Annotated in this window: 17 protein-coding genes and 2 CRISPR repeat arrays; of the genes, 10 read left to right on the forward strand and 7 right to left on the reverse strand. The window is 56.0% G+C overall.

Annotated features, from left to right (window positions below):
• Window positions 1-60: 60 nt before the first annotated feature.
• Entirely contained in the window at window positions 61-480 is a 420-nt protein-coding gene (locus tag XM38_RS10370; RefSeq protein ID WP_088429762.1) for a hypothetical protein, read from the reverse strand.
• Window positions 481-1156: 676 nt separating this feature from the next.
• Between XM38_RS10370 and XM38_RS10375 the strand changes: the two genes are divergently transcribed.
• Window positions 1157-1432: a hypothetical protein gene (locus XM38_RS10375; RefSeq protein ID WP_137455068.1), complete on the forward strand. Its 276-nt coding sequence runs from the start codon at window positions 1157-1159 to the stop codon at window positions 1430-1432.
• A 1051-nt stretch (window positions 1433-2483) separates the two neighbouring features.
• Here the strand turns inward: XM38_RS10375 and XM38_RS25905 are convergent.
• The gene (locus XM38_RS25905; protein ID WP_187329359.1) at window positions 2484-2636 is read right to left on the reverse strand and encodes a hypothetical protein; all 153 of its coding nucleotides are present in this window, start codon (window positions 2634-2636) and stop codon (window positions 2484-2486) included.
• A gap of 217 nt (window positions 2637-2853) precedes the next feature.
• Between XM38_RS25905 and XM38_RS26940 the strand changes: the two genes are divergently transcribed.
• The 5 genes from XM38_RS26940 to XM38_RS10395 all read left to right on the forward strand — a co-directional run bounded on the left by XM38_RS26940 (window position 2854) and on the right by XM38_RS10395 (window position 9863).
• Window positions 2854-3090, forward strand: a complete 237-nt coding sequence (locus XM38_RS26940) for a Uma2 family endonuclease (protein WP_256995584.1) — start codon at window positions 2854-2856, stop codon at window positions 3088-3090.
• Window positions 3087-3224 (forward strand): hypothetical protein, encoded by a 138-nt coding sequence (locus tag XM38_RS26945; RefSeq protein ID WP_225889284.1) that lies wholly within the window; start codon window positions 3087-3089, stop codon window positions 3222-3224. The genes XM38_RS26940 and XM38_RS26945 overlap by 4 nt, the downstream gene beginning before the upstream one ends.
• A 391-nt stretch (window positions 3225-3615) precedes the next feature.
• Entirely contained in the window at window positions 3616-4608 is a 993-nt protein-coding gene (cas1, locus tag XM38_RS10385) for a CRISPR-associated endonuclease Cas1 (protein WP_080813407.1), read from the forward strand.
• 4 nt (window positions 4609-4612) lie between these two features.
• Complete coding sequence (gene cas2 / locus XM38_RS10390) at window positions 4613-4891, forward strand: CRISPR-associated endonuclease Cas2 (protein ID WP_080813406.1); 279 nt, start codon at window positions 4613-4615, stop codon at window positions 4889-4891.
• 184 nt (window positions 4892-5075) lie between these two features.
• A CRISPR array of direct repeats spans window positions 5076-5795; the repeat unit is 36 nt; unit sequence GTCCCCACTCGTTGGGGAAACTAATTGAATGGAAAC.
• 113 nt (window positions 5796-5908) lie between these two features.
• A CRISPR array of direct repeats spans window positions 5909-6891; the repeat unit is 36 nt; unit sequence GTCCCCACTCGTTGGGGAAACTAATTGAATGGAAAC.
• Window positions 6892-7430: 539 nt separating this feature from the next.
• The gene (locus XM38_RS10395; RefSeq protein WP_088431631.1) at window positions 7431-9863 is read left to right on the forward strand and encodes an endonuclease MutS2; all 2433 of its coding nucleotides are present in this window, start codon (window positions 7431-7433) and stop codon (window positions 9861-9863) included.
• 7 nt (window positions 9864-9870) lie between these two features.
• Here XM38_RS10395 and XM38_RS10400 read toward each other — a convergent pair whose 3' ends face one another.
• The gene (locus XM38_RS10400) at window positions 9871-11316 is read right to left on the reverse strand and encodes an FAD-binding domain-containing protein (RefSeq protein WP_088429764.1); all 1446 of its coding nucleotides are present in this window, start codon (window positions 11314-11316) and stop codon (window positions 9871-9873) included.
• Window positions 11317-11932: 616 nt separating this feature from the next.
• The gene (locus tag XM38_RS25910; protein ID WP_187329360.1) at window positions 11933-12085 is read right to left on the reverse strand and encodes a hypothetical protein; all 153 of its coding nucleotides are present in this window, start codon (window positions 12083-12085) and stop codon (window positions 11933-11935) included.
• A gap of 206 nt (window positions 12086-12291) precedes the next feature.
• Here XM38_RS25910 and XM38_RS10405 point away from each other — a divergent pair, with 206 nt between their 5' ends.
• The 4 genes from XM38_RS10405 to XM38_RS10420 all read left to right on the forward strand — a co-directional run bounded on the left by XM38_RS10405 (window position 12292) and on the right by XM38_RS10420 (window position 18634).
• Window positions 12292-13476, forward strand: coding sequence for a transaldolase (locus tag XM38_RS10405; RefSeq protein WP_088429766.1), 1185 nt, complete (start codon window positions 12292-12294; stop codon window positions 13474-13476).
• An 82-nt stretch (window positions 13477-13558) separates the two neighbouring features.
• Window positions 13559-14362, forward strand: a complete 804-nt coding sequence (locus XM38_RS10410) for a glucose 1-dehydrogenase (RefSeq protein WP_088429768.1) — start codon at window positions 13559-13561, stop codon at window positions 14360-14362.
• A gap of 409 nt (window positions 14363-14771) precedes the next feature.
• Window positions 14772-16457, forward strand: coding sequence for a glycoside hydrolase family 13 protein (locus XM38_RS10415; RefSeq protein ID WP_088429770.1), 1686 nt, complete (start codon window positions 14772-14774; stop codon window positions 16455-16457).
• Window positions 16458-16606: 149 nt separating this feature from the next.
• Entirely contained in the window at window positions 16607-18634 is a 2028-nt protein-coding gene (locus XM38_RS10420; RefSeq protein WP_088429772.1) for an amylo-alpha-1,6-glucosidase, read from the forward strand.
• 5 nt (window positions 18635-18639) lie between these two features.
• On the opposite strand, the gene XM38_RS10425 is transcribed toward XM38_RS10420, so the two are convergent.
• The 3 genes from XM38_RS10425 to XM38_RS10435 form a co-directional block, all read right to left on the reverse strand.
• Complete coding sequence (locus XM38_RS10425) at window positions 18640-19503, reverse strand: inositol monophosphatase family protein (RefSeq protein WP_080814380.1); 864 nt, start codon at window positions 19501-19503, stop codon at window positions 18640-18642.
• Between the two features lie 108 nt (window positions 19504-19611).
• Entirely contained in the window at window positions 19612-20298 is a 687-nt protein-coding gene (locus XM38_RS10430; RefSeq protein ID WP_088429774.1) for an SDR family oxidoreductase, read from the reverse strand.
• An 87-nt stretch (window positions 20299-20385) separates the two neighbouring features.
• Window positions 20386-25761, reverse strand: coding sequence for an AAA family ATPase (locus tag XM38_RS10435; protein ID WP_080810632.1), 5376 nt, complete (start codon window positions 25759-25761; stop codon window positions 20386-20388).
• Between the last annotated feature and the right edge of the window lie 224 nt (window positions 25762-25985).

Below are 25985 nucleotides of genomic sequence, written 5' to 3' on the forward strand. Positions count from 1 at the left end.
AACTACCCACTATCTACTCACGAAAGCACAGCGAGGTCATACGGCCATCGCGTCAGCCCTTTAGACAGAAACCGGTGTGGCGCTAGCGCCATTCTGAGACGGTTCAGTCGTAGGTACTACCACCGGGGCTGGGACGTTCGCCGTTACCCTGGCCCGGGGGTGACCCTTGCGGCGACTGCCCCCAGCCATTTCATATTCCTGGCTGGTTCTGCCATAGTGGCTGCCGACCCCCATCAGCATTTGTTCGCTCATGGCTCTAGCCGCCTTTTCAGCCATCCGAATATCATCGGCCATTTTGTCGATGTTAGAGAGGGCAGTATTGTAAGCCGCCAGTTTGGTAGCGAGATCGTCGAGGATGGCAGCGAAGTTGTGGACACTCAGCCCCCTACCCAGATCCAGATCCCTGGCGATAGAGCGAAGACTTTCCAGCCGGCGCTCTGCCTGTTCCAGCGCCGTTGAATTCCGTTTTTGCCGGGACATACTATTAGCTTCCTTTTACGAGGTGAACGGATAGCAGCTCTGGCTGGAACGAGATACACGCTGACTCCGGTGGTGTTGATGCAGCTTGACTCTTGATGTAGGTCATCCCGTTAGAACCACTGCATTTACTGTAGGCAGTGGGATCTAAAAAACCCTGAGTAATTCTAGGGAACTTTCAAGCAAGCTTCAGCGCCGGTATGCGGGGTTTACTGAGGTAATGTTGTTGTCTTTGCAGTAATCCCGCAAGGAAATGCTGTCGTTCACCTAGGGAAACATTTATCTGTCATTCTTGCCTCTGCGGGAATCCAAGGCGTAAATCTCAGCTAGGCCCAAAGCGCTCTACAGCATTTTCTTGCTGGGTGAGGTATAGCCTGCCTACTGATATCAGGAGTTTCATGGCCATCCGTACATCTCACTAGCTTCAAAAACGCTGTACCTGGATTCCGGGCAAGCGCAGCGCGACCCGGAATGACGGGATACCTTTTCGTGATGGGTCTGCTGCCTGAAAAAGACGTTCTCCTGTCATTCCCGCGGATGCGGGAATCCAGGTTCCGGGGAACTGTGCCTAAGGATGTCTGCTGATAGCATAGCCCTCTATCTGGATTCCGGGTGGCGCTGCGCTTTCGGGTCTACAACCGCCCTGCGTTAACGTTGTTACTCATGTCGCGATCAACGTATGTCGCATCAGGCTCAGAGTAAGTCGCATCGCGATCAACGTAAGTTTCGTCGTGATGAAAGTATGTCGCGGCCCGACCAAAGTATGTCACGGCCCGATCAACGTAAGTCGCATCAGGCTCAGAGTAAGTCGCATCGCGACCAAAGTATGTCACGTCGCAGTCAAAGTAAGGTTTGTCGCGATCAACGTAAGTTGCATCGCGATCAAAGTAACTCACGTCGCGACAACGGTAAGATTGACTCGGCCATCGGTCAGGGAGTGGCAGGGGAAAGATAGCTGAATCCGGTAATTTTCTGCACCAGCCAGGCTCTGCGATTGAAATCTAGGAATTCGGCCATGTTAACTCAACAATACTGCCAGTCCTGTTGGAGTCTACCGATCGCTGAAACCCCTATTCTATCGTCGACCCCACCAGATTGCCTTCCAGGCAAGGGATACAGACGTTTTCCACAGGGTGCTTTTGAGAAAATTTGTCATCTGCAGAGGCGATCAGTAGACCCCCCAGAAATGATGGTGTAGGATGTAGACGTGGTAGGTCTTCCAGAGGCCGACCCCTTCCCACTCAGTGGGAAACTAATTGAATGGAAACAGGATAAAGTATCCTCTAATGTGAAACTCTCTCTTCTTCCCACTCAGTGGGAAACTAATTGAATGGAAACTCGCGGCGATCCGTGGAACCGAAGCGGAAGAACTGCCTTCCCACTCAGTGGGAAACTAATTGAATGGAAACGGTCGTACCCTGCCTCCTCGGCCGCTTTCTCGGTGGCCCTTCCCACTCAGTGGGAAACTAATTGAATGGAAACGGCAACCAAGGCAGAAGGATGAGGGATGAAGGATGAAAGGGACATGTCTGCCTGTCGTATAGGCCATAATTTCCAAGCCTTGCCACAGTCCTAAAGTCCTCGATTATCCGCTGCCTTCCCTATGCCCTCCGGGCAGGCTATGCCAACAGTTCGACTTCGTTGCTCCTGCGGAGCCGCTTCGCGAACAGGACAAGCAGTTCGGCTTCGTTGCCCCTGCGGGGCCGCTACGCGAACACTACGAGCAGTTCGACTTCGTTGCCCCTGCGGGGCCGCTACGCGCTTGGCGGAGCCTGACTGAAAGTCATACAGGACAAGCTGCCTTCTGCCTTCTGCCTTCTGCCTTCTGCCTTCTGCCTTCTGCCTTCTGCCTTCTGCCTTCTGCCTTTCTGTCAGGTGGGAAACCAATGAATAGAGCAGCGTTCGCTGAGCGGAGTCGAAGCGAACGTCGTATCAGCGAAAGCTATACCGCTGGCTGAGCGGCTTGTCCTGAGTTGTGTCGAAGGGAGAAAGCCAGCGGCGAAGTATCAGTCAGCATGGGAATGCTTACAGTGGCTGCCATTCTGGCACTCAGCCAAAATGTGCAGTTGATTCATATCACTCGCAATCAGGGCCTGCTGCTGCTTGCGGCTCCATCCTTGAAATGCGGTGTCGATGCGATCGCAGTCTTCGTAATACACCAACCTTACCGGCAACCGTTTGGCGGTGTAGTTGGCTCCAAGTATTCGTTGAGCTCAATAGCCTAGATCAGGATATTTTTTAGATGTAATACTCTAGGACTATGCAATCTAGCGGTTGCCATGACCACCTCCCTCTCCCATCCCAACCGTCAGTATCTGCTCGCTGGGACGTTGCCTGCTGGAGAGACCCCGAACTCAAGCCTGTGCCCCAGACCTAGTGCTCTATGTAGGAGAAAACACGCCGCGCTGGCAAGATGGCGATCCGCGCCGAATTGACTTACAAACCTGGCGGGTGCCTGATCTGGTGGGCGAGATTTCAGATACCACTCTGGCGTCTGATTTAGATGAGCAAAAGCATCTCTATGAAGCGCTCGGGATTCCCGAATATTGGGTGATTGATGTCAAAGGGGAGCGGGTGTTTGCCTTTCAAATTAAATCAGCAGGGGCAGTATGAGCAATGCCAGCCGTCCCGGGCACTGGCGGGGTATACCTATTCGCCTATTGACAGACACGATTCAGAAACTCAGCACAGAGACCAATACGGCGGCGGCGGCTTGGTTTACCGAAGCTATCACCAAGCTGGGCTGAGAAGGGCCAGTAGTTTCAAATTTAATGGCTGGCGGCTAGAAGCCGCGCCTATCCAGAGAAAACCTCGGTGGAGAACAGAGCACTCTGTTTGGATTCCGGGTGGCGCTGCGCTTGCCCGGAATGACGATAGTTGTTGTCGTGGTGAGTTTGCTGCCCTAGGGAATGCATTATCGTCATACCTGCCCCAGAACAGTGTCATGAGCGCCTTACCAATGGCTACAACCCTTGCAATACAAGCGTTCCATTGGTGATCTCTTCAAACGATCTCATCCAACCTTCATTAGCAACCCCCGTGGCCAGCGCCATAGTAGAGATACATCATGCCCCTGTGTTCTCTGCATAGCCCTCGGCAGTTCGATGCATTGCCTTCTGGCCAGGCCAGGGAAGCTCCATGTCTACGCTCTACGTGGCCCAACAGGGTTGCTATGTAAAACTCCAGCAAGAGCAACTCCTGATCAAACACAACGATGCCATATGCCAGCGGGTGCAACTGCCGCTGGTGGACCAAATTTTGGTGTTTGGTCATTGCCAGCTCACCACCCAAGCCTTGCGGGCCTGCCTGCAACGCCAGGTGTCAGTGCTGTATCTATCGCGCATGGGCCAGTGCTATGGACGACTGCTGCCCATGATCCAGGGCTATCGGCAACTGGCCCGCTACCAGCAAGACCTCTCAGAAGTGCAACGCCTGCGAGTCGCCAAGATCTTGGTCAAGGCCAAACTGTGGAATAGTCGCGTGCTACTGCAGCGGCAGGGCCGTACTCGACCCACGCCAGGGATTGCTCAGGCAGTAGGGCAACTGGCCATCTTAATTCGGCAGGTGAACGAAGCCCGAGACAATGCCGCCCTGATGGGCATCGAAGGGGCCGGGGCCGCCGCCTACTTTACCGCCCTGGGCGATTGCTTCGTACAGCCAGGGTTTACCTTTACCGAACGCAACCGCCGTCCTCCCAGAGACCCAGTCAATGCCATGCTCAGCTTTGGCTATCAGGTTTTGTGGAACCATCTCTACAGCCTGATCGAAGCCCAAAACCTGGATCCCTATGAGGCCTGTTTGCACCAGGGCTCTCGCAAACACGCCGCCCTGGTGTCTGATTTATTAGAACCCTTTCGGGCGCCGCTGGTGGATTCGCTGGTGTTGTATCTGGTCAATCGCAAGGTGATGGATCCCGAGGCCGATTTTGAGCCTCAAAAGGGTGGCTGTTACCTAAATGACTCCGGACGGCGCAAGTATCTGCAAGCCTTTGTGGTGCGGATGGAAACCGAAATTACCAGCAGTAGCACCCTGCCCCGCCCCCGTTGGGATCTATTAATGGCCCAGGTGCAGGAGTATAAACGCTTTGTCTACGAACCCCAGACCCTATTCAAACCCTATCTAATTCGCTAAGCCCATGCTCTTATATATTGTTGCCTACGACATTCCCTCGAATCGCCGCCGCAAAAAAATATCAGATCTGCTAGAAGGCTACGGCCGGCGAGTGCAATATAGTGTGTTTGAGTTAATGCTGTCGCCAGCCAAATATGCGGAGTTGCGGCGGCGGTTACGTCGCTATGTGCAGATGGAGGAAGACAGTGTGCGGTTTTATCCGGTGTCGAAACACACGCTGGATCAGGTAGAGATTTGGGGCGGTGTGCCCCTGACACAGCCACCTGGGTCGATTATTGTGTGACAGTTGCGAGGGATAACGCCAATGGCTGAAACCCCCATAGTCTCGTTCTATCCCTCGATCTCTGACGTGGTCGGGGTTTCAAGCGTTTTTCAGTCGGGTTTTCAGCAAAATTCTGGACGCAGCTGGCTATCCCTCGCAAACCAGCTCTGGACAGCCCCCAGAGAGTGGGTTTAGAATGCAAGGGGTCCCCACTCGTTGGGGAAACTAATTGAATGGAAACTATCGAGTGAGTCACCGTCTCGTCATTTGGGTCGATTATGTCCCCACTCGTTGGGGAAACTAATTGAATGGAAACTACATCCGAACTTAAGCCCAGGGGGTACACCGCCGCCAGAGGGTCCCCACTCGTTGGGGAAACTAATTGAATGGAAACTGAATTACTGTCGCTCATTATTGGGAGAGCGGTAGTCGGACTGTCCCCACTCGTTGGGGAAACTAATTGAATGGAAACGACTCGAGATTCAAGCCGCCGGCCCGGACGAAGGTGTCCAGTCCCCACTCGTTGGGGAAACTAATTGAATGGAAACCTTGTGTAACGTCACAATCAAACCAACAATTATTTACAGGTCCCCACTCGTTGGGGAAACTAATTGAATGGAAACATGGTTCTTCTGCGGCGAATCAATCAGTAGATGAATCCCTTATAGACGTCCCCACTCGTTGGGGAAACTAATTGAATGGAAACGCATAATCCCTTAGCACGACCTTGGCGGCTCCCCGTTGAGTCCCCACTCGTTGGGGAAACTAATTGAATGGAAACTGAATTGTCAGTGCCATCATTATCACTATCAACGACGTCCCACTCGTTGGGGAAACTAATTGAATGGAAACCCCCCGGATGGCGTCTCGTGAGGCCGAAATTAACAAGTCCCCACTCGTTGGGGAAACTAATTGAATGGAAACCTAATACTTCCAAAACGTTTAAGGAAATTTCTGGACGATCCCATGTCCCCACTCGTTGGGGAACTAATTGAATGGAAACTCAAATGAGGCTGAGGGATTATGGGAGAGTTTAAGGTCCCCACTCGTTGGGGAAACTAATTGAATGGAAACATATAAATCATCTTGAATTTTTACGTATGGTCGCAGTCCCCACTCGTTGGGGAAACTAATTGAATGGAAACCACTCATCAATAATTTCAATGAGTATGATTTTAGGGTCCCCACTCGTTGGGGAAACTAATTGAATGGAAACTTAGTGATTTCAAAGGAAGCTCCATTAGCAAAAGTCGTCCCCACTCGTTGGGGAAACTAATTGAATGGAAACTCCGTATTTCTGAAATATTCAGTATTCAGCCAACGTCCCCACTCGTTGGGGAAACTAATTGAATGGAAACGCAAAAGATTTAATAAAACTATTGAGGCGGCTATGACTTGTCCCCACTCGTTGGGGAAACTAATTGAATGGAAACTAATTCCATTGATTTATTCCCCTCTAGTCTTTGGCTGACAAGTCCCCACTCGTTGGGGAAACTAATTGAATGGAAACGTTCTTCAAGTGATCTTCATCTATCTTCAGAACAGAAGGTCCCCACTCGTTGGGGAAACTAATTGAATGGAAACTCTCCGATGAAGTTCCAACACCTGTTGTTAGAACACGTCCCCACTCGTTGGGGAAACTAATTGAATGGAAACGTAAAATGGCTCCTGCTCGATTAGCCACTGACAGCCAAGTCCCCACTCGTTGGGGAAACTAATTGAATGGAAACCCGTAGGAGTAGTAACGATAATCTCCTTGATCCCCTTGGTCCCCACTCGTTGGGGAAACTAATTGAATGGAAACGGGTGAACGACCGTCCATCGGACGGGACCACAGTCTCCGGTCCCCACTCGTTGGGGAAACTAATTGAATGGAAACATTTTACTAAAGCAAAAAGCTCTCCGGAGATAGCCGTCCCACTCGTTGGGGAAACTAATTGAATGGAAACTTCATATTCCCCAGTGGACAAGGATAGAGTTCGCCAGTCCCCACTCGTTGGGGAAACTAATTGAATGGAAACGGCAACCAAGGCAGAAGGATGAGGGATGAAGGATGAAAGGGACATGTCTGACTGTCGTATAGGCCATAATTTCCAAGCCTTTCCACAGTCCTAAAGTCCTCGATTATCCGCTGCCTTCCCTATGCCCTCCGGGCAGGCTATGCCAACAGTTCGACTTCGTTGCTCCTGCGGGGCCGCTACGCGAACAGGACAAGCTGCCTTCTGCCTTCTGCCTTCTGCCTTCTGCCTTCTGCCTTCTGCCTTTCCTTATCTCGCTGGGGAGACTAATTGAATCGAGATTGCTGGTATCAAGGTTCTAAAGGCGGGCTGGGAGGCTACTCCTGCAAGCATTCAAGCCTTGGTGCTGGCGTTGAGTGAGCGCTTGACCCAGTTCGAGGAAAAGCTGACTCAGAACTGGCAAGATTCGTAAATGTCAAGACTGGTTGAGATATCGTTGCAAACCTCGATCCTTTTTGGCTAGCCTACTTAACCGCCTGATTCAAACATCCTCTTATACTGAAAGAACGGTTTGTGTGTCTATTGGTCGGCTGTCTACAGTCTTGATTCAGCAGGAAACTCTCGATCTCCTCGAATGGCCCCGCCTTTGTCAGCAGGTGTCGACCTTTGCGGCGACAAAGTTGGGGGCCATAGCAGCGCAGCAATTGGTTATTCCGACTCATCAGGGGGATAGTGAGCGGCTACTGGCCCAAACCCAGGAGGCCTATCGCCTAGATGAGTTACCACCAGGGCTCAAATTTACCGGGATCCACGATATTGGCGATGCCTTGGATCGAGCCGGTTGCCAGGGAATTCTGCAGGGGGATGAATTACTTGCGATCGCAACCACCCTCAACGGTGCCCGCCAGCTACGGCGGTTTATCGACAGCCAAGAGGAGGTGCCGGTGCTGAGCCAACTGGTATCAGAATTGCGCACCTACCCCGAGCTAGAGCAGACCATTCACCACTGCATCGACGAACGGGGTCGGGTGGCCGACCGGGCCAGCGAGAAACTCACCGGCATTCGTGAAAAACTCAACCACTGCCGCGACCAGATCTACCAAAAACTGCAGCGGATTCTACAACGGCAGGGCCAGGCCATCCAACAACCGGTGATTACCCAACGGGGGGACCGCTTCGTGCTGGCCGTCAAAGCGCCCCAGAAAGACGCCATCCCGGGCATCGTCCACGATAGCTCCACCAGCGGCGCCACCCTCTATGTGGAGCCGCACAGTGTGGTGGATCTGGGCAACCGGCTGCGGCAACTGCAGCGGCAGGAACAGGCGGAAGACGACGCGGTGCGGCGCCGTCTCAGTCACCAGGTGGCAGCGGTGCAACCGGATCTAGAACAGCTCCTAGCCATCGTCACCAGTCTCGATTTAGCCACTGCCCGAGCCCGCTACAGTCGTTGGTTAGCCGCGAACCTTCCCCGCTTTACCGCCACCAACGAACAGACCACCCTGCGGCAACTGCGCCACCCCCTGCTGGTCTGGCAGCAGCAGCACGAAGAAGGCCCCGAGGTCGTCCCCATCGATGTGATCATTCGTCCCCAGCTGCGGGTGATTGCCATCACCGGCCCCAACACCGGCGGCAAAACCGTCACCCTCAAGACCCTAGGCTTGGCGGCCCTAATGGCCAAGGCCGGGCTCTTCCTCCCGGCTCGGGAACCGGTAGAACTGCCCTGGTTTAGCCACATCCTGGCCGACATCGGCGACGAGCAGTCCATCGAGCAGAGCCTCTCCACCTTCTCCGGGCACATCAAGCGCATTAGTCGAATCTTAGCGGCGATTCAGGAGCCAGGAGATAGGGCCAAGTTGGACGGGGAAGCAGCCTCAGAAGAAGAGGCGACGGCGGCGGCACCGGCCAATGCCCTGGTCCTGCTAGACGAAGTGGGGGCCGGCACCGATCCCTCCGAGGGCAGTGCCCTGGCCACGGCCCTGTTGCAATCTCTGGCTGACCAGGCTCAGCTGACGGTGGCCACCACCCACTACGGCGAGCTGAAGGCGCTGAAATACCAAGACGACCGCTTCGAAAATGCCTCGGTAGAGTTTGACGAGGTCAGTCTGTCGCCCACCTATCGCTTACTGTGGGGAATTCCCGGTCGCTCCAATGCCCTCACCATTGCCCGACGGTTAGGCCTGGCCACCCAGGTGATCGAGCAGGCCGAGGCCACCCTGGGCACCGGCTCCCATCAGGATGTCAACCAGATCATTGCTGGCCTGGAAGCCCAACGGCAACGACAGGAGGACAAAGCCGCCGAAGCGGCCCAACTGGTGGCCCAGGCGGAACGGCTCCATCAAGAAGTAACGGATAAGGCTCGGTTCCTGCGGCAGCGGGAGCAGTCCCTGCAACAGCAACAGACCCAGGCCATCCAAGCTGCCGTCACCCAGGCCCGAGCCGAGATCGCCAAGGTGATTCGTCGCTTGCAACAGGGGCAGGCCACGGCCCAGGAGGCCCAACAGGCCACCGATGCCGTCAACAAGATTGCCCAGCAGCATCAACCGGCCCCAGCGGCCCCGGCTAAGGCGAAACCGGGGTTCCGTCCCCAGGAGGGGGATCGGGTGCGGCTGCCCAGCCTGGGCCAAACCGCAGAGGTGCTCAGCCCTGCCGATGAAGACGGCAAGTTAACGGTGCGTTTTGGCCTGATGAAGACCACCGTCAGCCTGGCCGATGTGGAATCGCTGCAGGGGGAAAAGGTGGAGATGCCCAGCAAGCCCAAACCCCAGACGACCGTGCCAGCGGCGCCGGCAGCCCCGGCAGTGCGCACCTCCCGCAATACCTTCGATCTGCGAGGCCTGCGGGTGAGTGAGGCGGAAGCAGTGCTGGATGACGCCTTGGCCAGGGCCCAGGGGCCGATCTGGATCATCCATGGCCATGGCACTGGCAAGTTGCGGGCGGGGGTGCAGGAGTATCTGAAGCACCATCCCCAGGTGCAGCGCTTCGAAGCAGCGGAACAGGCCGATGGCGGCACCGGCGTGACGGTAGCTCATCTGTAGTCGGGCACTAGGTCGTAGCCGCCTTTTCGGCCTTGTACTTGTCTTTGAAAATGGCCTGCTGCCGCTTGTGGTCCACGATCGGTCGGGGGTAGCCGTTGCGATCGCAGTCCTCCTCAGGAATCTGCCCGGTCACCAGGGGGGCGGTATCCAGATGGCGTAACTCCGGCAGCCACTGGCGGATATACTCCGCCTCCGGGTCAAACTTTTTGGCCTGGCTGGCCGGGTTGAAGATGCGCAGCGGCTTGGGATCCATGCCGCTGGAAGCACTCCACTGCCAGCCGCCGTTGTTGGCTGCCAGATCCCCATCCACCAGCCGCTGCATGAAATATTTCTCCCCCCAGCGCCAGTCGATAATCAGATCCTTGGTGAGAAAGCTGGCCACGATCATGCGACAGCGATTGTGCATCCAGCCGGTCTGATTCAGTTGGCGCATGGCGGCATCGACGATGGGGTAGCCGGTGCGTCCCTGACACCAGGCCTGAAACTGCTGCTTATCGTTGACCCAGGGGAAATATTGCCACTGGGGCCGGTAGGGCCCCTCGGCCAGTTCCGGAAAGAAATACATCACATGCTGATAGAACTCCCGCCAGGCCAACTCCTGCTGCCAGGCTCGAATATTCTGGCGGGTCTCGTCGCTGCGGCAGCGGCTGTAGGCCGCCTCTGCCATAGCCCAGACGGTGCGGATACCGATGGCACCAAACTTGAGGGCAGCGCTGAGGCGGGAGGTGCCATCTTCGCAGGGCAAGTTGCGAGCCTCACCGTACTGGGCGATGGCCCGATCCTCCCGGCAAAACTCCTCTAGCCGTCGCTGGGCAGCCCATTCGCCTGCTGCCAGTGGTAGGGGAGAGGACCACTCAAAGCCTAGATCTTGGAGACTGGGCAGTGCCACCGTTCCCCCCTGCTCCAGGGCTGTTTGCTCCCTGTCCGACAACCCCTCAAAAGACTCCGGCGCCGGCACCGGCTCCGCCTTGGGCAGCTGCACCCACTTGCGCCAGAAGGGGGTATAGACGGTGTAAGGAGTGCCACCGCCGGTCAGCACCTGCCCCGGGCTTTGCAACAGCTGGTCCCAGAAAGTGGTACACATCTCGATGCCCTTTTCCTTCAGGGCCTCGGCCACCGCCTGGTCCCGTTGGCGACTGTAGGGTTCCACATCCCGATGCCAATACACCGCCGCCGCCCCTAGGGCCGCCGCCAACGCCGGAATCTGCTGTTGTGGCCGCCCCTGCAGGATCAGCAACTGTCCTCCGGCCTCGCCATAACGATGCTGCAGTTCCTGCAGGCAGCCCAGCATATAGTGCACCCGGGCCGGGGCCACATCATCCCGCTGCAGAATCGCCGGATCCAAACAAAACACCCCCACCACCTTGGGGCTGCGTTGGTAGGCCGCCGCCAACCCCAGATTGTCCGCCAAGCGCAGATCGCGACGATGCCAGAATAGGAGTTGCTCAGCCATAGCATGTCCCTGTTAACCCGATTCAGTATAGCGATCGTCACCCGTGGACGCAGAACGGGGAGCGGAGGACGGAGGGCGGAAGGCGGAGGACGGAGAGCGGAGGACGGAGAGCGGAGGACGGAGGAGAGTTTTAAGGTCTTAGGGTTGAGTTTTGAGTTCTCCAGTCAAAACTCTCTTGCCTGCCCACGTCTGTCTCTGCTCTGGTCTACTCGTCAGGTAGAAAAGCCCCTCGCTACCTTGCCGATGCGACGCGATCTAGCGCTACTAACCGATAAGCACGTCCGCAGGGTCCAGGGCAGTAGCGTGGGAAAAGGCAGAAGGCAGAAGGCAGAAGGCAGAAACCGGAAACATACCCCTCGCGTCCTTGCCGATGCGACGCGATCCATAACGACCAATCGACAAGCCCTTCCGCGGGTCCAGGGCAGCGGTTTGCCCTGGTCGTAGGGGTCCGGGGGAAGCGAAATTCCCTCGGGAGAGATCCTGGCTTGAAAAACTAAGTGCGGCCTTACCGAGGCCTGCCGCTCTTCACCGATGCGCCGCGATCCATAACGACCAATCGACCAGCCCTTCCACAGGATCTAGAGCGGTGATTCGACCTCCCTGTCCCCTCAAGAGCTTACTTCAACACTTGCAGCACACTGAGCGATCGAGATTGAAACTGGTACTCACTGTAGTCAGCCAGATCATCCAGGCCCACCAGGGTCAGCGTCACCTCAGCGGTCAACCACACCGCCGATTGTAAGAGTAAGCGTTTCCAGCGAATTTGCATGGGTCTAACCGGTCCGTGAACGCCGGGCAACCACGTCTGGCCTTAGCGTGCCCAGGATTAGATTCAACCTGGGTCAGTAAAAAAACGGAATTTTTAAGCCAGACCCCACCCATGTGTCGACTCACCTGCTTTTAATGTTTGATTAATCCGCTTTATCGGTGGCCCTGACTAAAATGAGGGCAACATTCTGAAGGTAGGAGATGGGCATGGCGTCAAGCTTGTTAGAACAGTTGCGGCAGATGACCACTGTGGTCGCCGACACCGGTGACATTCAAGCCATTGAGCAGTTTACCCCCCAAGATGCAACCACCAATCCCTCCTTGATTACAGCGGCGGCTCAGATGCCCCAGTATCAAGAGATCGTCGATGAAACCCTGCTCAAGGCCAAGCAAGACGCCGGGTCTGCCATGTCCGATAAAGCCATCGCCAACTTGGCCTTTAAGCGCTTGGCCGTGGCCTTCGGCCTCAAGATTCTGCAGATTATCCCCGGTCGAGTCTCCACCGAAGTCGATGCCCGTCTCTCCTACGACACCGAGGCTACCCTGGCCACGGCCCGGGATTTGATCGCCCAGTATGAGCAGGCCGGGGTCTCTCGGGAGCGGGTGTTAATCAAAATTGCCTCCACCTGGGAAGGGATCCAGGCGGCGACAGTGCTGGAACAAGAGGGCATCCATTGCAACCTGACCTTGTTGTTTGGGCTGCATCAGGCCATTGCCTGTGCCCAGGCCGGCGTCACCCTGATTTCTCCCTTCGTCGGTCGCATTTTAGATTGGTACAAGCAGGAGACCGGCCAAGAGTACCCCCCTGCCGAAGATCCAGGGGTCCTGTCGGTGACTCAGATCTACAACTACTACAAGAAGTTCGACCATACTACCGAGGTGATGGGGGCTAGCTTCCGCAATATCGGTGAAATCTGCGAATTGGCCGGCTGCGACCTGCTCACCATTTCGCCTAAGCTGCTGGCCCAGCTAGACAGCATCCAAGAGCCCCTGGTGCGGCGGCTAGATCCAGAGAAGGCCAAGACCATGGCCATCGATCCCATTTCCATGGATGAAGCCGCCTTCCGCCAGATGCATCGCCAGGACCGCATGGCCTCAGAAAAGCTGGAAGAAGGCATCAATGGCTTTAGCAAGGCCCTGGAAACCCTGGAAAGACTCCTGGTAGAGCGGCTCTGTGCCCGCATGGCAGGAGAAAAAATGGTGGACCATGCCGCCCAAGACCTGTTTAAGGCCTGTGACCTGGATGGAGATGGCTTCATTACCCGGGAAGAGTGGCTGGGCACCGATGCCGTCTTTGATGCCCTGGATTTAGACCACGATGGCAAGATCACGGCGGAAGAAATCAATGCCGGACTAGGGGTAGCCGTGAAACCGGCAATGGCCGTGGCGTAATTGGGCCAGGTCGAGGGTCCAGCTGCGTCCCCTAAGTGGACTGGCCAACGCCATAGTTAAGCCAATCAGCGGGAGAGCCGCCATGAGACTAGACGGGAAAGTTGCCCTCGTGACCGGCAGCAGCCAGGGCATCGGCCAGGTGATTGCCATTCGCTTGGCAGAGGCAGGGGCAAAGGTGGTGATTAACTACCGCTCTCATCCGGAAGGGGCAGCGGAAACCGTTGCCAAGATTAGGGCAATGGGGGGCGAGTGCCATGGAGCCGAGGGCTATTGTGACGACGACCACGCCTTCAGCATTGGGGCTGATCTAAGCATACTAGCGGATATTCACCGGCTGGTGGGCGAGAGCATCGACCATTACGGTCAGTTAGACATTCTGGTCAACAATGCCGGCATTGAAAAGCATGCCCCCTTCTGGGAGGTGACTGAGAAAGCCTTTGATGCGGTGATCAATGTCAACCTGAAGGGGGTGTTTTTTACCACCCAGGCCGTGGTCAAGCACCTGATGGCAACCGAGCGTTCCGGCAAGATCATCAATATCAGCTCGGTGCATGAAGACTTGCCGTTTCCGAATTTTGCCCCCTACTGTGCCAGCAAGGGCGGCCTGAAGATGCTGACCCGGGACTTAGCCGTAGAACTGGCTCCCTATGGGATTACAGTGAATAATGTGGCTCCGGGGGCGATTGAAACCCCCATCAACAGCGAACTGCTCAACAACCAAGCCAAGCTGAATGCCCTGCTGAAGAACATTCCCCTGGGTCGGTTAGGGCACCCCCAGGATGTGGCCGGACTGGTTGAGTTTTTGGCTTCTGATGATGCCAATTACATCACCGGCAGCACCTTCTTTGTCGATGGCGGCTTGACCTGGAATTACCAGGAACAGTAGGTCAGTGCTGTCTCCATCGGGTCCCCTTGCCTGCATCGATGGCCCTGGCCATGCCCTCGGCGTTAGATCAAGCTTCAGATCGAGCTTGATGCCGCTCCTGCGAACTGTAGCTACACATTATGCTCTCTCGCCCCTGCCCTCTGAGCGCTATTGAGCGCTATGGGTGTAGCTCGATTGGTGCGACCTGGTATTACTCATGGCGGCAGTGCACCGACCATTCCTTATCCATTCCTTATTCATCTCTAATGTATTGGTTTCCTGCCACCGCTACTATCGGGGAGTAGCCATGCTCAGAGTTGAGGCTATCTGTATACCTATCTGCCTGCGGCAGCTCCCTTGGGGTCTAGCGTCAGTGGTGCGCAGGGCAGGAGGATAGGGAGAGTCTGTCACGTTTCCGGAGAGTGTATTGATGAGCAGTTCATCCCATGCCATGCCCCAGCCCTGGTGGGAAGAGGGAGTGATTTACCAAATTTATCCCCTCACCTTTGCCGATGGGAATGGAGATGGCACGGGCGATCTGCGCGGTATCATTGCCCGATTGGATTACTTAAATGATGGGGATCCTGACAGCGAAACCTGCCTGGGGATCGATGCCATCTGGCTGTCACCGATTAACCAATCCCCTATGATTGATAACGGCTATGACGTTGTTGACTACACCGATATTTGCCCCATCTTTGGCACCCTGGCGGACTTCGATGAGCTGCTGGATCAGGCTCACCAGAGGGGCATCAAAATTGTCATGGATCTGGTGGTGAATCACACCTCGAATCAGCATTCCTGGTTTCTAGAGTCCGCCAGCAGCCGTGATCACCCCAAGGCCGATTGGTATCTGTGGCAAGATGCCTGGGAGGGACGGGATTTGCCCAACAATTGGCAGTCTTATTTCGGTGGCACTGGCTGGACCTATGCTGAAGAACGGGGACAGTTTTACTTCCATACCTTCAATGAAAACCAGCCGGATTTAAACTGGCAAAATCCTGAGGTCAGGGCTGCCATCTATGACATCATTCGCTTCTGGTTGGACCGCGGCGTGGATGGCTTTCGTTTAGATGCCTCCAGTGCCTATAGCCAAGACCCCTATTTCCGAGATAATCCGTTGAAGTATGGGGCCTCTGACAAAAATGCCTATAACAACTACCATCACCTCTACGATAGGAATTTGCCGGAGAATCATCAGATTATCAAAGAGATTCGCGCCATTTTAGAGGAATATGGCGATCGGCTGCTGATTGGAGAAACCTTTATCGACAATCGCCTCTACGATTCGATTGTTTTCTATGGGGTCAATAACGATGAACTCCATTTTCCCCTGACCTTTGAATTTCCCTTTAGTCCCTGGTATCCGGGCTACCTGCAGCGGCAGATCGAGAAAACGGAGAAAGTGACGCCAGTAGGGGCCTGGCCTACCTATTTTCTAGACAACCACGACATTCCTCGCCACCTCTCTCGCTGGATCGAGTGCAGTCTGTGCGTGGATTCGGTGGCTATCGCCAAGGCGGCGGCCACGTTGCTGCTGACGGTGCGGGGCACGCCGATTCTCTACTACGGTCAGGAGCTGGGCATGGTGGATAATACCGAGATCCCGGCCAATAAGCTGCAGGATCGGGCCGTGGTCAAGAGTGGCACCGGAGAAACGCCGCCGCCCCGGGATGGGGCCCGCACGCCGATGCAATGGGATGATTTTCCCCAGGCTGGGTTTAGTTTTGGCAGGGATGTAGACCCCTGGCTGCCGGTCCATACCAACTATCACCAGCTGAATGTACAGGCGGCGCTGCAGGATCCAGATTCAATTTTGACCTTTTACCGGCAATTGATTCAGGTCCGTAGGCGGAGTGGGGCGCTGCGCCGGGGCCAGTGGCGTCCGCTTATCCACTATCCCCACGAGCATCTGGCCTATGTGCGGGAGACCGAGGCAGAGACGGTGCTGGTTTTGATCAACTTTTCCTATGAAAAACCTCTAGAGCTAGATGTGTTGGTGAACCGAGAGGCCTGGACAGTGCTGCTATCCACCACCTACAAGACTGGTAAGCTGATTGACCTGCCTGATACTCTACAACCGTTTGAGGTCTCCATTGTGCAGAAATTAGCGTGAGGACTTCGTGGACTTGGGCCCCAAGTGCGGCGACTCGTCATTGGCTGAGGCGCCAAAGAGATAGGGCCAAAGAGATAGGGCCAAAGAGATAGGGGGGGAAATGGTTGGCTAATTGTCGCCTTTCGTGTCGTTGAGCGATCTCATCTGGGATGACTGTGCCACTGGGACGGGATATTTGCGGTGACTTGCCTCATGCGGAACGGCGAGAGTGGTTGGTTACCAATGGCATCGGCGGCTATGGCTGTGGCACCATTGCCGGGCTGTTGAGCCGCCATTACCACGGACTGTTGGTGGCGGCCCTGAAGCCCCCCCTGCAGAGGACTTTGCTGCTGGCTAAGTTGGATGAACAGGTGATTTATGGCGGCCAGGTCTATGCCCTGGGCTGCAATCGCTGGGCTGATGGTGCCGTGATCCCCCAGGGGTACCGGCTGATCGAGCGGTTTTGCCTAGAGGGCACCGTGCCCGTGTGGACCTTTGCCATCGCCGATGGGCTGCTGGAGAAGCGGGTCTGGATGGAGCAGGGGGCCAATACCACCTATGTCCGCTATACCCTGGTCCGAGCCAGCCAACCCCTGACCCTGTCGCTGCAGGCCCTGGTCAACTACCGCGATCACCATGGCAATCCCCAGGGACCTGGCTGGCAGATGCAGGGGCGGCCTCGACCCCAGGGGATTGAAATTCGGGCCTTTGAGGGGGCCGTACCGTTTTATCTGCTGGCGGCAGGGGCTGAGATCTCCCCGGCCCATAGCTGGTATCGGCACTACGCCCTGGCAGTGGAGCAATACCGGGGCATTTATCCCTATGATGATCATCTCCATGGGGCCACGGTGACGGTTGATCTGGCGGTGGGCCAGTCCCTGACCCTGGTGGCCAGTACTGGGCCAGATGCGGATCTAAACGGGGAGGCTGCCTTACGGCGGCAGCGACTCCATGAACAGGGGCTGCTCCAGCAGTGGCATGCTGCTGCTGGTCAAGATCATCCCGCCTGGGTACACCAGTTGGTGTTGGCGGCGGATCAGTTCGTGGTGGGGCGAACGGTGGCCGGGACGCCCGGTAAAACAGTAATCGCAGGCTATCCCTGGTTTGGCGACTGGGGCCGCGATACCATGATTGCCCTGCCAGGACTTGCGATCGCAACCGGCCGTCCAGCCATAGCCCGGCCTATCCTCCGTACCTTTGCCCAATACCTAGATCAGGGCATGCTGCCCAATCTATTCCCAGAGGCGGGGGAATCCCCTGGCTACAACACCGTTGATGCCATCCTCTGGTACTTCGAAGCCCTGCGCGCCTACTACCAAGCCAGCCAGGATCAGGCTCTGCTGGCAGAACTGTTTCCCGCCTTGGCCGAGGTAATTGAGTGGCACCAACGGGGCAGCCGCTACCAGATCCATCTAGACAGCGATGGGTTAATCTACGCTGGCGAACCCGGAGTCCAGCTCACCTGGATGGACGCCAAGGTCGACGACTGGGTCGTCACCCCCCGTATTGGCAAACCCATCGAAATCAGCGCCCTCTGGTATAACGCCCTGGTGGCCATGGCCCAGTTTGCCCCAGTTCTCGGTAAATCAGCGACGCCTTACCAGCAGCTAGCCGAGCAAACGCGACAGGGCTTCCAGCGCTTCTGGCCAGGAAACCGGGGTTACTGCTATGACGTGTTGGACGGCCCTGAGGGCGATGATACCTCCCTGCGCCCCAACCAGATCGTTGCCGTGGCCCTGCCTGCCTCGGAGCTACTAGGGCCAAGTCTGCTATCTCCTGTCCAACAGCGGGCAGTTGTCGATAGTGTGGCCCAGCACCTAGTGACGTCCTACGGTTTGCGATCGCTCGCCGCCGATGCCCCGCAATACCAAGGGCACTATGGCGGCGATCGCTGGCAGCGAGACGGAGCCTACCATCAGGGGCCAGTCTGGGGCTGGCTGATCGGCCCCTTTGTCCAGGCCCATCTCAAGGTGTATGGTGATTCGTCCCTGGCCCGCCGCTTCCTAGCGCCCCTGGCCGATCACCTCAGCGATGGCTGCATCGGCAGCCTCAGCGAGATCTTCGACGGCGATCCACCCCATCGTCCCCGCGGCGCCTTCGCTCAAGCCTGGACCGTGGCGGAAGTGCTGCGAGCCTATCGACTCACTGTAGAGGCGCCAAGGGAGTATCAAGCGACGACCGGACTTGATATGACCTGAGCGATTCAAATAGTCCGCACAGCAGCCAATAAGTCTCGATGGACCTCAGCCGTGGCCCCAATCACCAACCCTGGCCGTCTCATATCACGGCACTGATGTAAGGGAGGCGGTGGCTGCCCCTCCCAGGTTGTTACCCAATAGCCCATTTCCTGGGCCATAAAGGCCAGGGCAGCACCATCGATAAATTGACTGCGCTCAAGCACCGCCCCAGCTAAGTCTCCGCTGAGCAAGCCATTAAAATTGGGAATTTGTCGCTGCTTCGAGTAAGAACTACCCGTGTGAAAGACCTGATAGCGATCCTTGAGAGGATCAATCAGGGCAGTCAACGCGAAGCCCAAACAGACAGCAGGCGTCTTCGGCTGCACCATCAAGGGCCGACAATCGGCCATCGTATCCTGCCAGTGACCTCGATGGGTTCCCTGCCCTCGCACAGTGTAGTAGTAGCAGTGCTGACTCGGACTAATGGCCAGTACCGCTTCAAACTCATCCTGGTTCAGCACCGTCAGAATAATTTGATAATTGTCATGGCCATCCAAATAGAACTGGGTGCCATCGATGGGATCCAGGGTAATGAGGTAGTCATCTTGTGGTCCTAAATCAATGGCTCGGAAATATTTCGTGTTGTAAGTCTGAGCATGCTCTTCTCCATAGAACCGCAGCTCTGGGAAATGGGCCAGTAAGGCCACCTCCACAAATGTCTGCACTGATAAGTCAGCATCACTGAGGGCTGCCGCAAAGAAGTTATCCGAGCCAGCGGCTTTGGCAGGTTGGGCCGCAATACGGGGCTGGATCTGGCGGGCATAGGCTCCTGCTGTCTTGAGGTAAGGCAACAGGGTGTCTAGAATCTGACGGGGTGTTGGCGATGGCATAGGGCATAACGACTAAGAACCCTTTCTACTCATAGACGGGGAAGGCGCTGAGGGCAAGCACTATGCCACGGCTCACGTATCCGGCTATACTCCAGGCTTCATTATTCTCTACCCCCCAGGCACGGTTAGGGGACGTCCATTGTCCTTGGGGCTCAGCTGCAAAATGAAGGGCACTACCTGCTTTTTCCACTGCTGTAGGGCAGTGAATGAGGCGGCCTCATCGCCGTAGCACACCTCCAGCATATCGGTGTGAATGATGCCAGGATTGAGAGGCACTGCTGCCATGGTGGCGGGAAGCTCTTGGGCCAAGGCTCGGGTCATGCCCTCTATGGCCCATTTACTAGTGCAGTAGGGAGCCACCTGGGGCGAGGTCGATCGTCCCCAACCAGAGCTGAGATTGACAATAATGCCACGGCCCCGCTGCACCATCGCAGGCACAAACTGGCGCAGGACGTTGGCTACCCCTTTGATGTTGACATCGATGACGCGGTCGAATTCCGCAGGTGGTACCTGCCACAGGGGAGCGAGGGCATTGATCACCCCGGCATTGTTAATCAAGATGTCTGGGGGACCATGGCGCTCTAGCAGTGACTGTCCCCAAGCCTTGACCTGGTCCTGGTTGGCCACATCGACAACGGCAAAGTCGTGGGGGGGACCGTAGTGATTTTGGAGAGCGGTCACTGGTTCGGCCTGGCGAGCACAGCCCCAAATGGTATGGCCCAAGCTGATGAACTCTTCGGTCATGGCCCGCCCCAATCCGCGACTGACTCCCGTAATTAGAATGTGTTGTGCCATAGTGCTCCTGCCATCCGTATCCCAGCTAGCTCGATACTCAGAGCTTTACCCCCTTAGTAAACCTCTCGGATTAGCCTGGGGCAAGGGTTAACTTAAATCCAACCGTTCCACGCCATCCCAGCCCGGCGGAAACCCTGTGTCGCGATAGGTCTGGCACCGTTGAACATACAATTGGGCCGCTTGATCTCGGGGATTTTGCGCTAAGACGTCTTGAAAAATCGGCTCTGCCTCGTGAAACTGCTCGGCGTAGTAGAGACACACCCCTTGTTCGAAAGTAGTGCGGGTAGCCACCTTCAGATGGCGTTGTTGCTCGTTGTCGCCATCAAAGACATCATAGATTTCCACCGGATTTTCCCTCCCCCGCACCCGGACTCGATCCAAAAAGCGATACTGATAGCGCACTGGATTGGCTAAATCCCCTAAAGTATCGCCGGTGAGGGTAATATAGTTGCCGTAGAGCTTAGTGAGTCCCTCAACGCGGTTAGCCAAGTTGACTGAGTCGGAAATCACCGTGCTTTCCATGCGTTCCTCTTCTCCTACGGTCCCTAACATCAGGTTGCCGGTATGAAGACCAACCCCAATGCGTATGGGCAACATCCCCCCTTGAGATTGCCGCTCGACATTGTAGGCAACGACCGTCTGCTGCAGGGCAATGGCTGCCGTCAGAGCATCGTCTGCAGATTGGGGAAATAATGCCATGACGGCATCGCCGATGTACTTATCGATGAAGCCGCGGTGCTGGCGAATGACTGGCCCTACCCGTTTCAGATAGGTATTGAGAAAATCGAAGTTCTCTTTGGGGGAGAGCTGCTCCGAGAGGGCAGTAAAGGCACGGATATCGGCGAACATGACCGTCATCCGTTTAAGCACCTGATCGCCAAGTTGCACGTCGAGGATGCTGTCTCGCTCTAGAAATTGTAGGAACTCATGGGGCACGAATCGCTCGTAGGCCTGGTTGAGGGCTGCTAAATTGGTATATAGATTGGCGTTCTCGATGGAAATTGCCACCTGGGCACTGAGAATGTTAATCACCTCCAAGCGACCGGGGGTAAAGGTATCAACGGTCAGGTTATTTTCTAAATACACCAAGCCCAGCAGCTTACCCTGGGTCGTTAGAGGCGCACACAGCAGAGACTTGGGCTGATGCTGAACCACATAGGGATCGTGGACAAAGGGACCCTGCTCGGTCGCATTGGCCAATACGACACTCTCTCCAGTCCTGAGCACATAGTTGACAATATGTTGAGAGAGGTGCGTCACCTCGCCCACTGGCGTTGCTTGCAGAATCTGAACGGCATCTCGATCACTCCACCCCTCGGCTTCGATGGTAGGAGCACCGCGATAGGTTAAGACCAGCACGACCCGTTGAGCCGCAGCATTTTCCAGCAACGTATGCACCATAGTAGTTAGGAGCTTGTCGAGTAAGATTTCGCCGGAGAGGGCTTGGGTAGCTTTGATCACGCTTTTGAGATCTAGATCTCCTGGCTGACTATTGGTAGACCCGTAGGAGGATACCGAGGGGGTTAAGGTGTCGCCAGCCCCAGGGAATAGACCATCTAAGGTTCCCCCCAGAAAGGGATAGGCCTCATCTAGGGATTGCACTTTGCTAATGGCGCCCCATTGCAGGTAGGCATAGCGGGCTTCGATGCGATAGGCCCGACCAATGACATCGAGACCGCGGCCGTCGTAGAAGTCGGCAGCTAGCTCATTGGCTAAGGCTTCATTTTGTAGGTAGCCTGCTTCTCGGGCACCTCGAATGGCTTTCTGATAGAGGCGCTCAGCTTGGGGAAACTGGTGTTTGAGCCGGGCCATTTCTGCCTGAATCAGGTCGGCTTTGTGGCGGAAATTAGCCGGGCTGTGAGTGGCCCAGCGATGGAGTTTTTGCCAGTGCCGCTGCAAGGTTTGCCAGATATACTGTCGGCGGGCGGGATCCCGTTGGCGCTGGTAAGCTGTCACACAGCAGAGGGCGTAGTAGAAGCTGTGAGCAGCCACACGATATAACCCCATGGCGGCGCCAATGGTCTTATCGGCTTGTTGGGCGGCGGCTAGGGCGGCATCAGGGTCATTGGCTAGGAAGCAGAGCAAGGTCTTGGTGACGTAGTACCAGTTGAGGGCTCCCACCAGCCCAGGCTGGGTTTGCAGCAGGTTGAGATGGGCTGCCTCGTCAAAGTCGGCGTCACTGAGGTTGGTAGCGCTGTTGGTATTACCCTGCAAACAGCGGGCCACCTGGCGAGTAACCACTAGAAAGGTGGGAGTGTACTGCTCTTTCACCTGCTGGGCATGGATGAGAAAGCGCTGGGCTTCCGATTCGATTTCGACCAGTTGTCGTCCCAAGAAGAACAACCGCATGCTCAGTACATTGTTGGCATAGCAGGCCCAGATTAGATCGCCGGCATCCATGCCAGCTTGGTAGGCGGAGCGCAGATAGGTTAGATCGCCTTGGGCGGGTTGAGTCCAGGGATGGATAAACCCACCGAAGAGGAAATGGGTTTTGCATTTTAGAGCTTTGCTATTAGAGGCCTCGACCAGTTGAATGGCGAGCTGGCCAAACTGATAGCGATTTTGAAATTCGCCTAGTTTTTCTCCCAGCAAGCGGCCCAGGCCCAGATAGGCGACGGCTGAGGCCGGGGCATTGCCATGGCGCAGGGAGAGGCTGGCCATCTTCAAATAGAACAGGTTGGAGGCCTCCATGTCGGTGTAGTAGAGGGTCGGGATCACCTGGGCCATGAGGTTGAGCTTGGCTAGCTGCACAGGATCTTGTAGAGGAGACCGCTGCAGCAACCGAGGAATCCGTCGCCCCAGGAGGTGCCATTTGATCCATAGCAGCTCTTTCCACACGGCCAATTTCACCTGCTGCGGGGTGGTGGGGACGCTCCAGCCCAACTTAGCGAGTCCCTCATAGCCTAGATGAATGACGTCTGCAAATCGGCCCAGGGTGGTGTAGAGCACAATCTGCAGGCCATAGATTTCAGCGATATCGACCAGCGTGCGGGCGTGCTCAGTCAAATGTTGGAATAGCTGCTGGGCTTGGTCGAAGTGGCCGCAGAGGTATTCACACTCCAATCGGTCTTTGTTGAGGGTGTAGGTGAGGGTGTAGTGCTGATCCCAGGCAGAATCTGACAGCAGGGCCATGCCTTGGCTGAGATAGGCCAGGGCGGCATCGTAGGCGACGGAGGCTTTGGCTTTTTGACCGGCTTTGAGGTTGAGCTGGGCTAATTGTAGGCGTTCGCTTGTCTCGGTAATGAGGGGAGCTCCATAGTTGAGCTGGTTCACCAGGTTGAAGAGACTGGCGTCTTGGTCGGAGATCGGCTGGTTAGCCAGCAGCAGCCGACCGATCTTTAAGTGGATGCTCTGGCGCTGATGCTCGTCGGTAAGCAGGGCATAGGCGGCCTGTTGGACCCGGTCGTGCAAGAAGCGATAGGTGACTCGAATCTCTTCAGAGGGATGGGCATCGCTATGGGCTAAATGGGGAATGATGCGGTGGGTGTCGGCTAGGGGGGTGATTAGGTTAGTTGCGATCGCATCATCTAGGCCCTGTGCCACCCGGACCAACGGCTGCTCACAGATGACAGCCAAGATCGCCAGATCGAACTGGTTGCCGATGCAAGCGGCCAACATCAAACAGTGTTGGATGGCGGCGGGCAACTGCCGCAATTGGCCCAAGACCAGATCCACCACATCATCTGGAATACTGGCCTGGCGGATATCCTGTAAATTCCAGTACCACTGACGGCCATGGCGACGAATCAACCCCTGCTCATGGAGATAGGTCAGCAGCCGCGTCAGGAAAAAGGGATTGCCATCGGTCTTCTTGACAATCAGCTGAGCCAGCTGGTCACACTGCTCGATGGAGCAGCCCAGGGTATCGGCCACCAGCTGCGTCCCATCCACCAGACTCAGAGGTAGCAACACCAACCGCCGTATTGTGGCCTGCTGGGCCTGCAGTTCCCGCAATGAGGCCGTCAGCAGATGGCCATCGGCGACCTCATTGTCGCGATAGGCACCAATCACCAACAGATGGTGCAAGCTCGGCGATAGCAGCAACTCCTGCAGCAACGACAACGACGAAAAGTCAGCCCACTGCAAATCATCCAAAAACAACACCAGGGGATGGCTGGCCTGGGCAAAGACCCCGACAAACTGCAGAAATACTTGCTTGAACCGATTCTGCGCCTCGACGGGAGACAGGGGTTCTAAGGGAGGCTGAGGGCCAATGATCAGCTCCACATCGGGAATCACCTCCAGAATGACCTGGCCGTTTTGGCCCCAGGCCGCCATCAATTGCTCCCGCCACTGGCTGATGCGCTCGGGACTGTCACTGAGCACCTGCCGCACCAGGCGTTGGAAGGCCTGGATCAAGGAGGCGTAGGGAATATTGCGCTGCAGCTGGTCAAACTTACCGGTGATGAAATACCCGCGCTGGCGCACGATGGGCTTGTGGATTTCATGAATCAGCGCCGACTTGCCAATGCCGGCAAAGCCGCACACTAACATCAACTCCACGGCCCCCTGACTGACCCGCTCAAAGGCCTCCATCAATGACTGCCGCTCCCGCTCCCGGCCATAGAGCTTTTGGGGAATGACGAAGCGATCGCAAACGTCTAACTGCCCCAAGGGAAACTCATAGATCTGCTTAGACTGCTGCCACTGATCCCGGCAGTAAGTTAAATCAGCAATCAATCCCTGGCTGCTCTGATAACGGTCCTCCGCCGTTTTCGCCATCAGCTTCAAGACGATATTCGATAGGCAGACAGGCACGGCCGGATTTAACTCATGGGGCGGGGTGGGCAGGCGAGCGATATGGCTGTGCACCAACTCCAGGGGATCGTCGGCAGTAAAGGGCAACTGCTCCGTCAACAGCTGATAGAATGTCACCCCCAGGGAATAAAAGTCGGTGCGATAGTCCACCAGCCGGTTCATGCGCCCGGTTTGCTCAGGAGACATATAGGCCAGAGTGCCCTCCAGGCTATCGGGGTTGCCCACCTCTTGCCGCTCCTGAGAAAAGCGGGTAGACAGCCCTAAATCAATCAGCTTCACCTCGCTGGTCTTGGGATTGATCAAGATGTTGTCGGGCTTGATGTCTCTGTGGATGATTTGATTCGCGTGCAGTTCTCCCAGACACTGGGTGATGCGGATGGCTGTATCGAGGAAGGTGCCGACATCTCGGGCCAACTCCCCAATGACCTCATAGATGGGCTGGCCACCGAAGTCTTCTAAAATCAGGTAAATAATATTATTGTGCCGCTCCAGCCGGTAGGGCTTGGCAATGCCGTCGAGTTCCAGCCCTTTGGTAATTTCATATTGGTGGCGGAAGCGGGCAATGTCTCGCAGGCTAGGGTATGCCTGCTTGAAGGTCTTCAGAATGATCGACCCCTGGCCCAGGTCTTCATAGGCGCGATAAACGACTGACCGGACCCCCTCATATACTTTTTCGATAATTTGATAGCCAGGGATGCTCAACATGCTTGCCGTTCATCCTTACGGCCAGGAGGGAACCTGATCCGACCGTCGCGACGCAGTGATTTCACTATACATCCAAGCACCCTGACTTCCGGGGGTAGTCAGTTATCCTCTAGGTCGGCAGAGCAACCTGAAATCACCCACATCACAGTTTTATAGTAACTGCTTCACCGCTTGAGGCGGTTATGGACTAGATAGCTCTAAAATTTAGGGCTTTGATGCGCAAA

It is taken from the genome of Halomicronema hongdechloris C2206 (assembly GCF_002075285.3).
Taxonomy (GTDB): Bacteria; Cyanobacteriota; Cyanobacteriia; order Phormidesmidales; family Phormidesmidaceae; genus Halomicronema_B; species Halomicronema_B hongdechloris.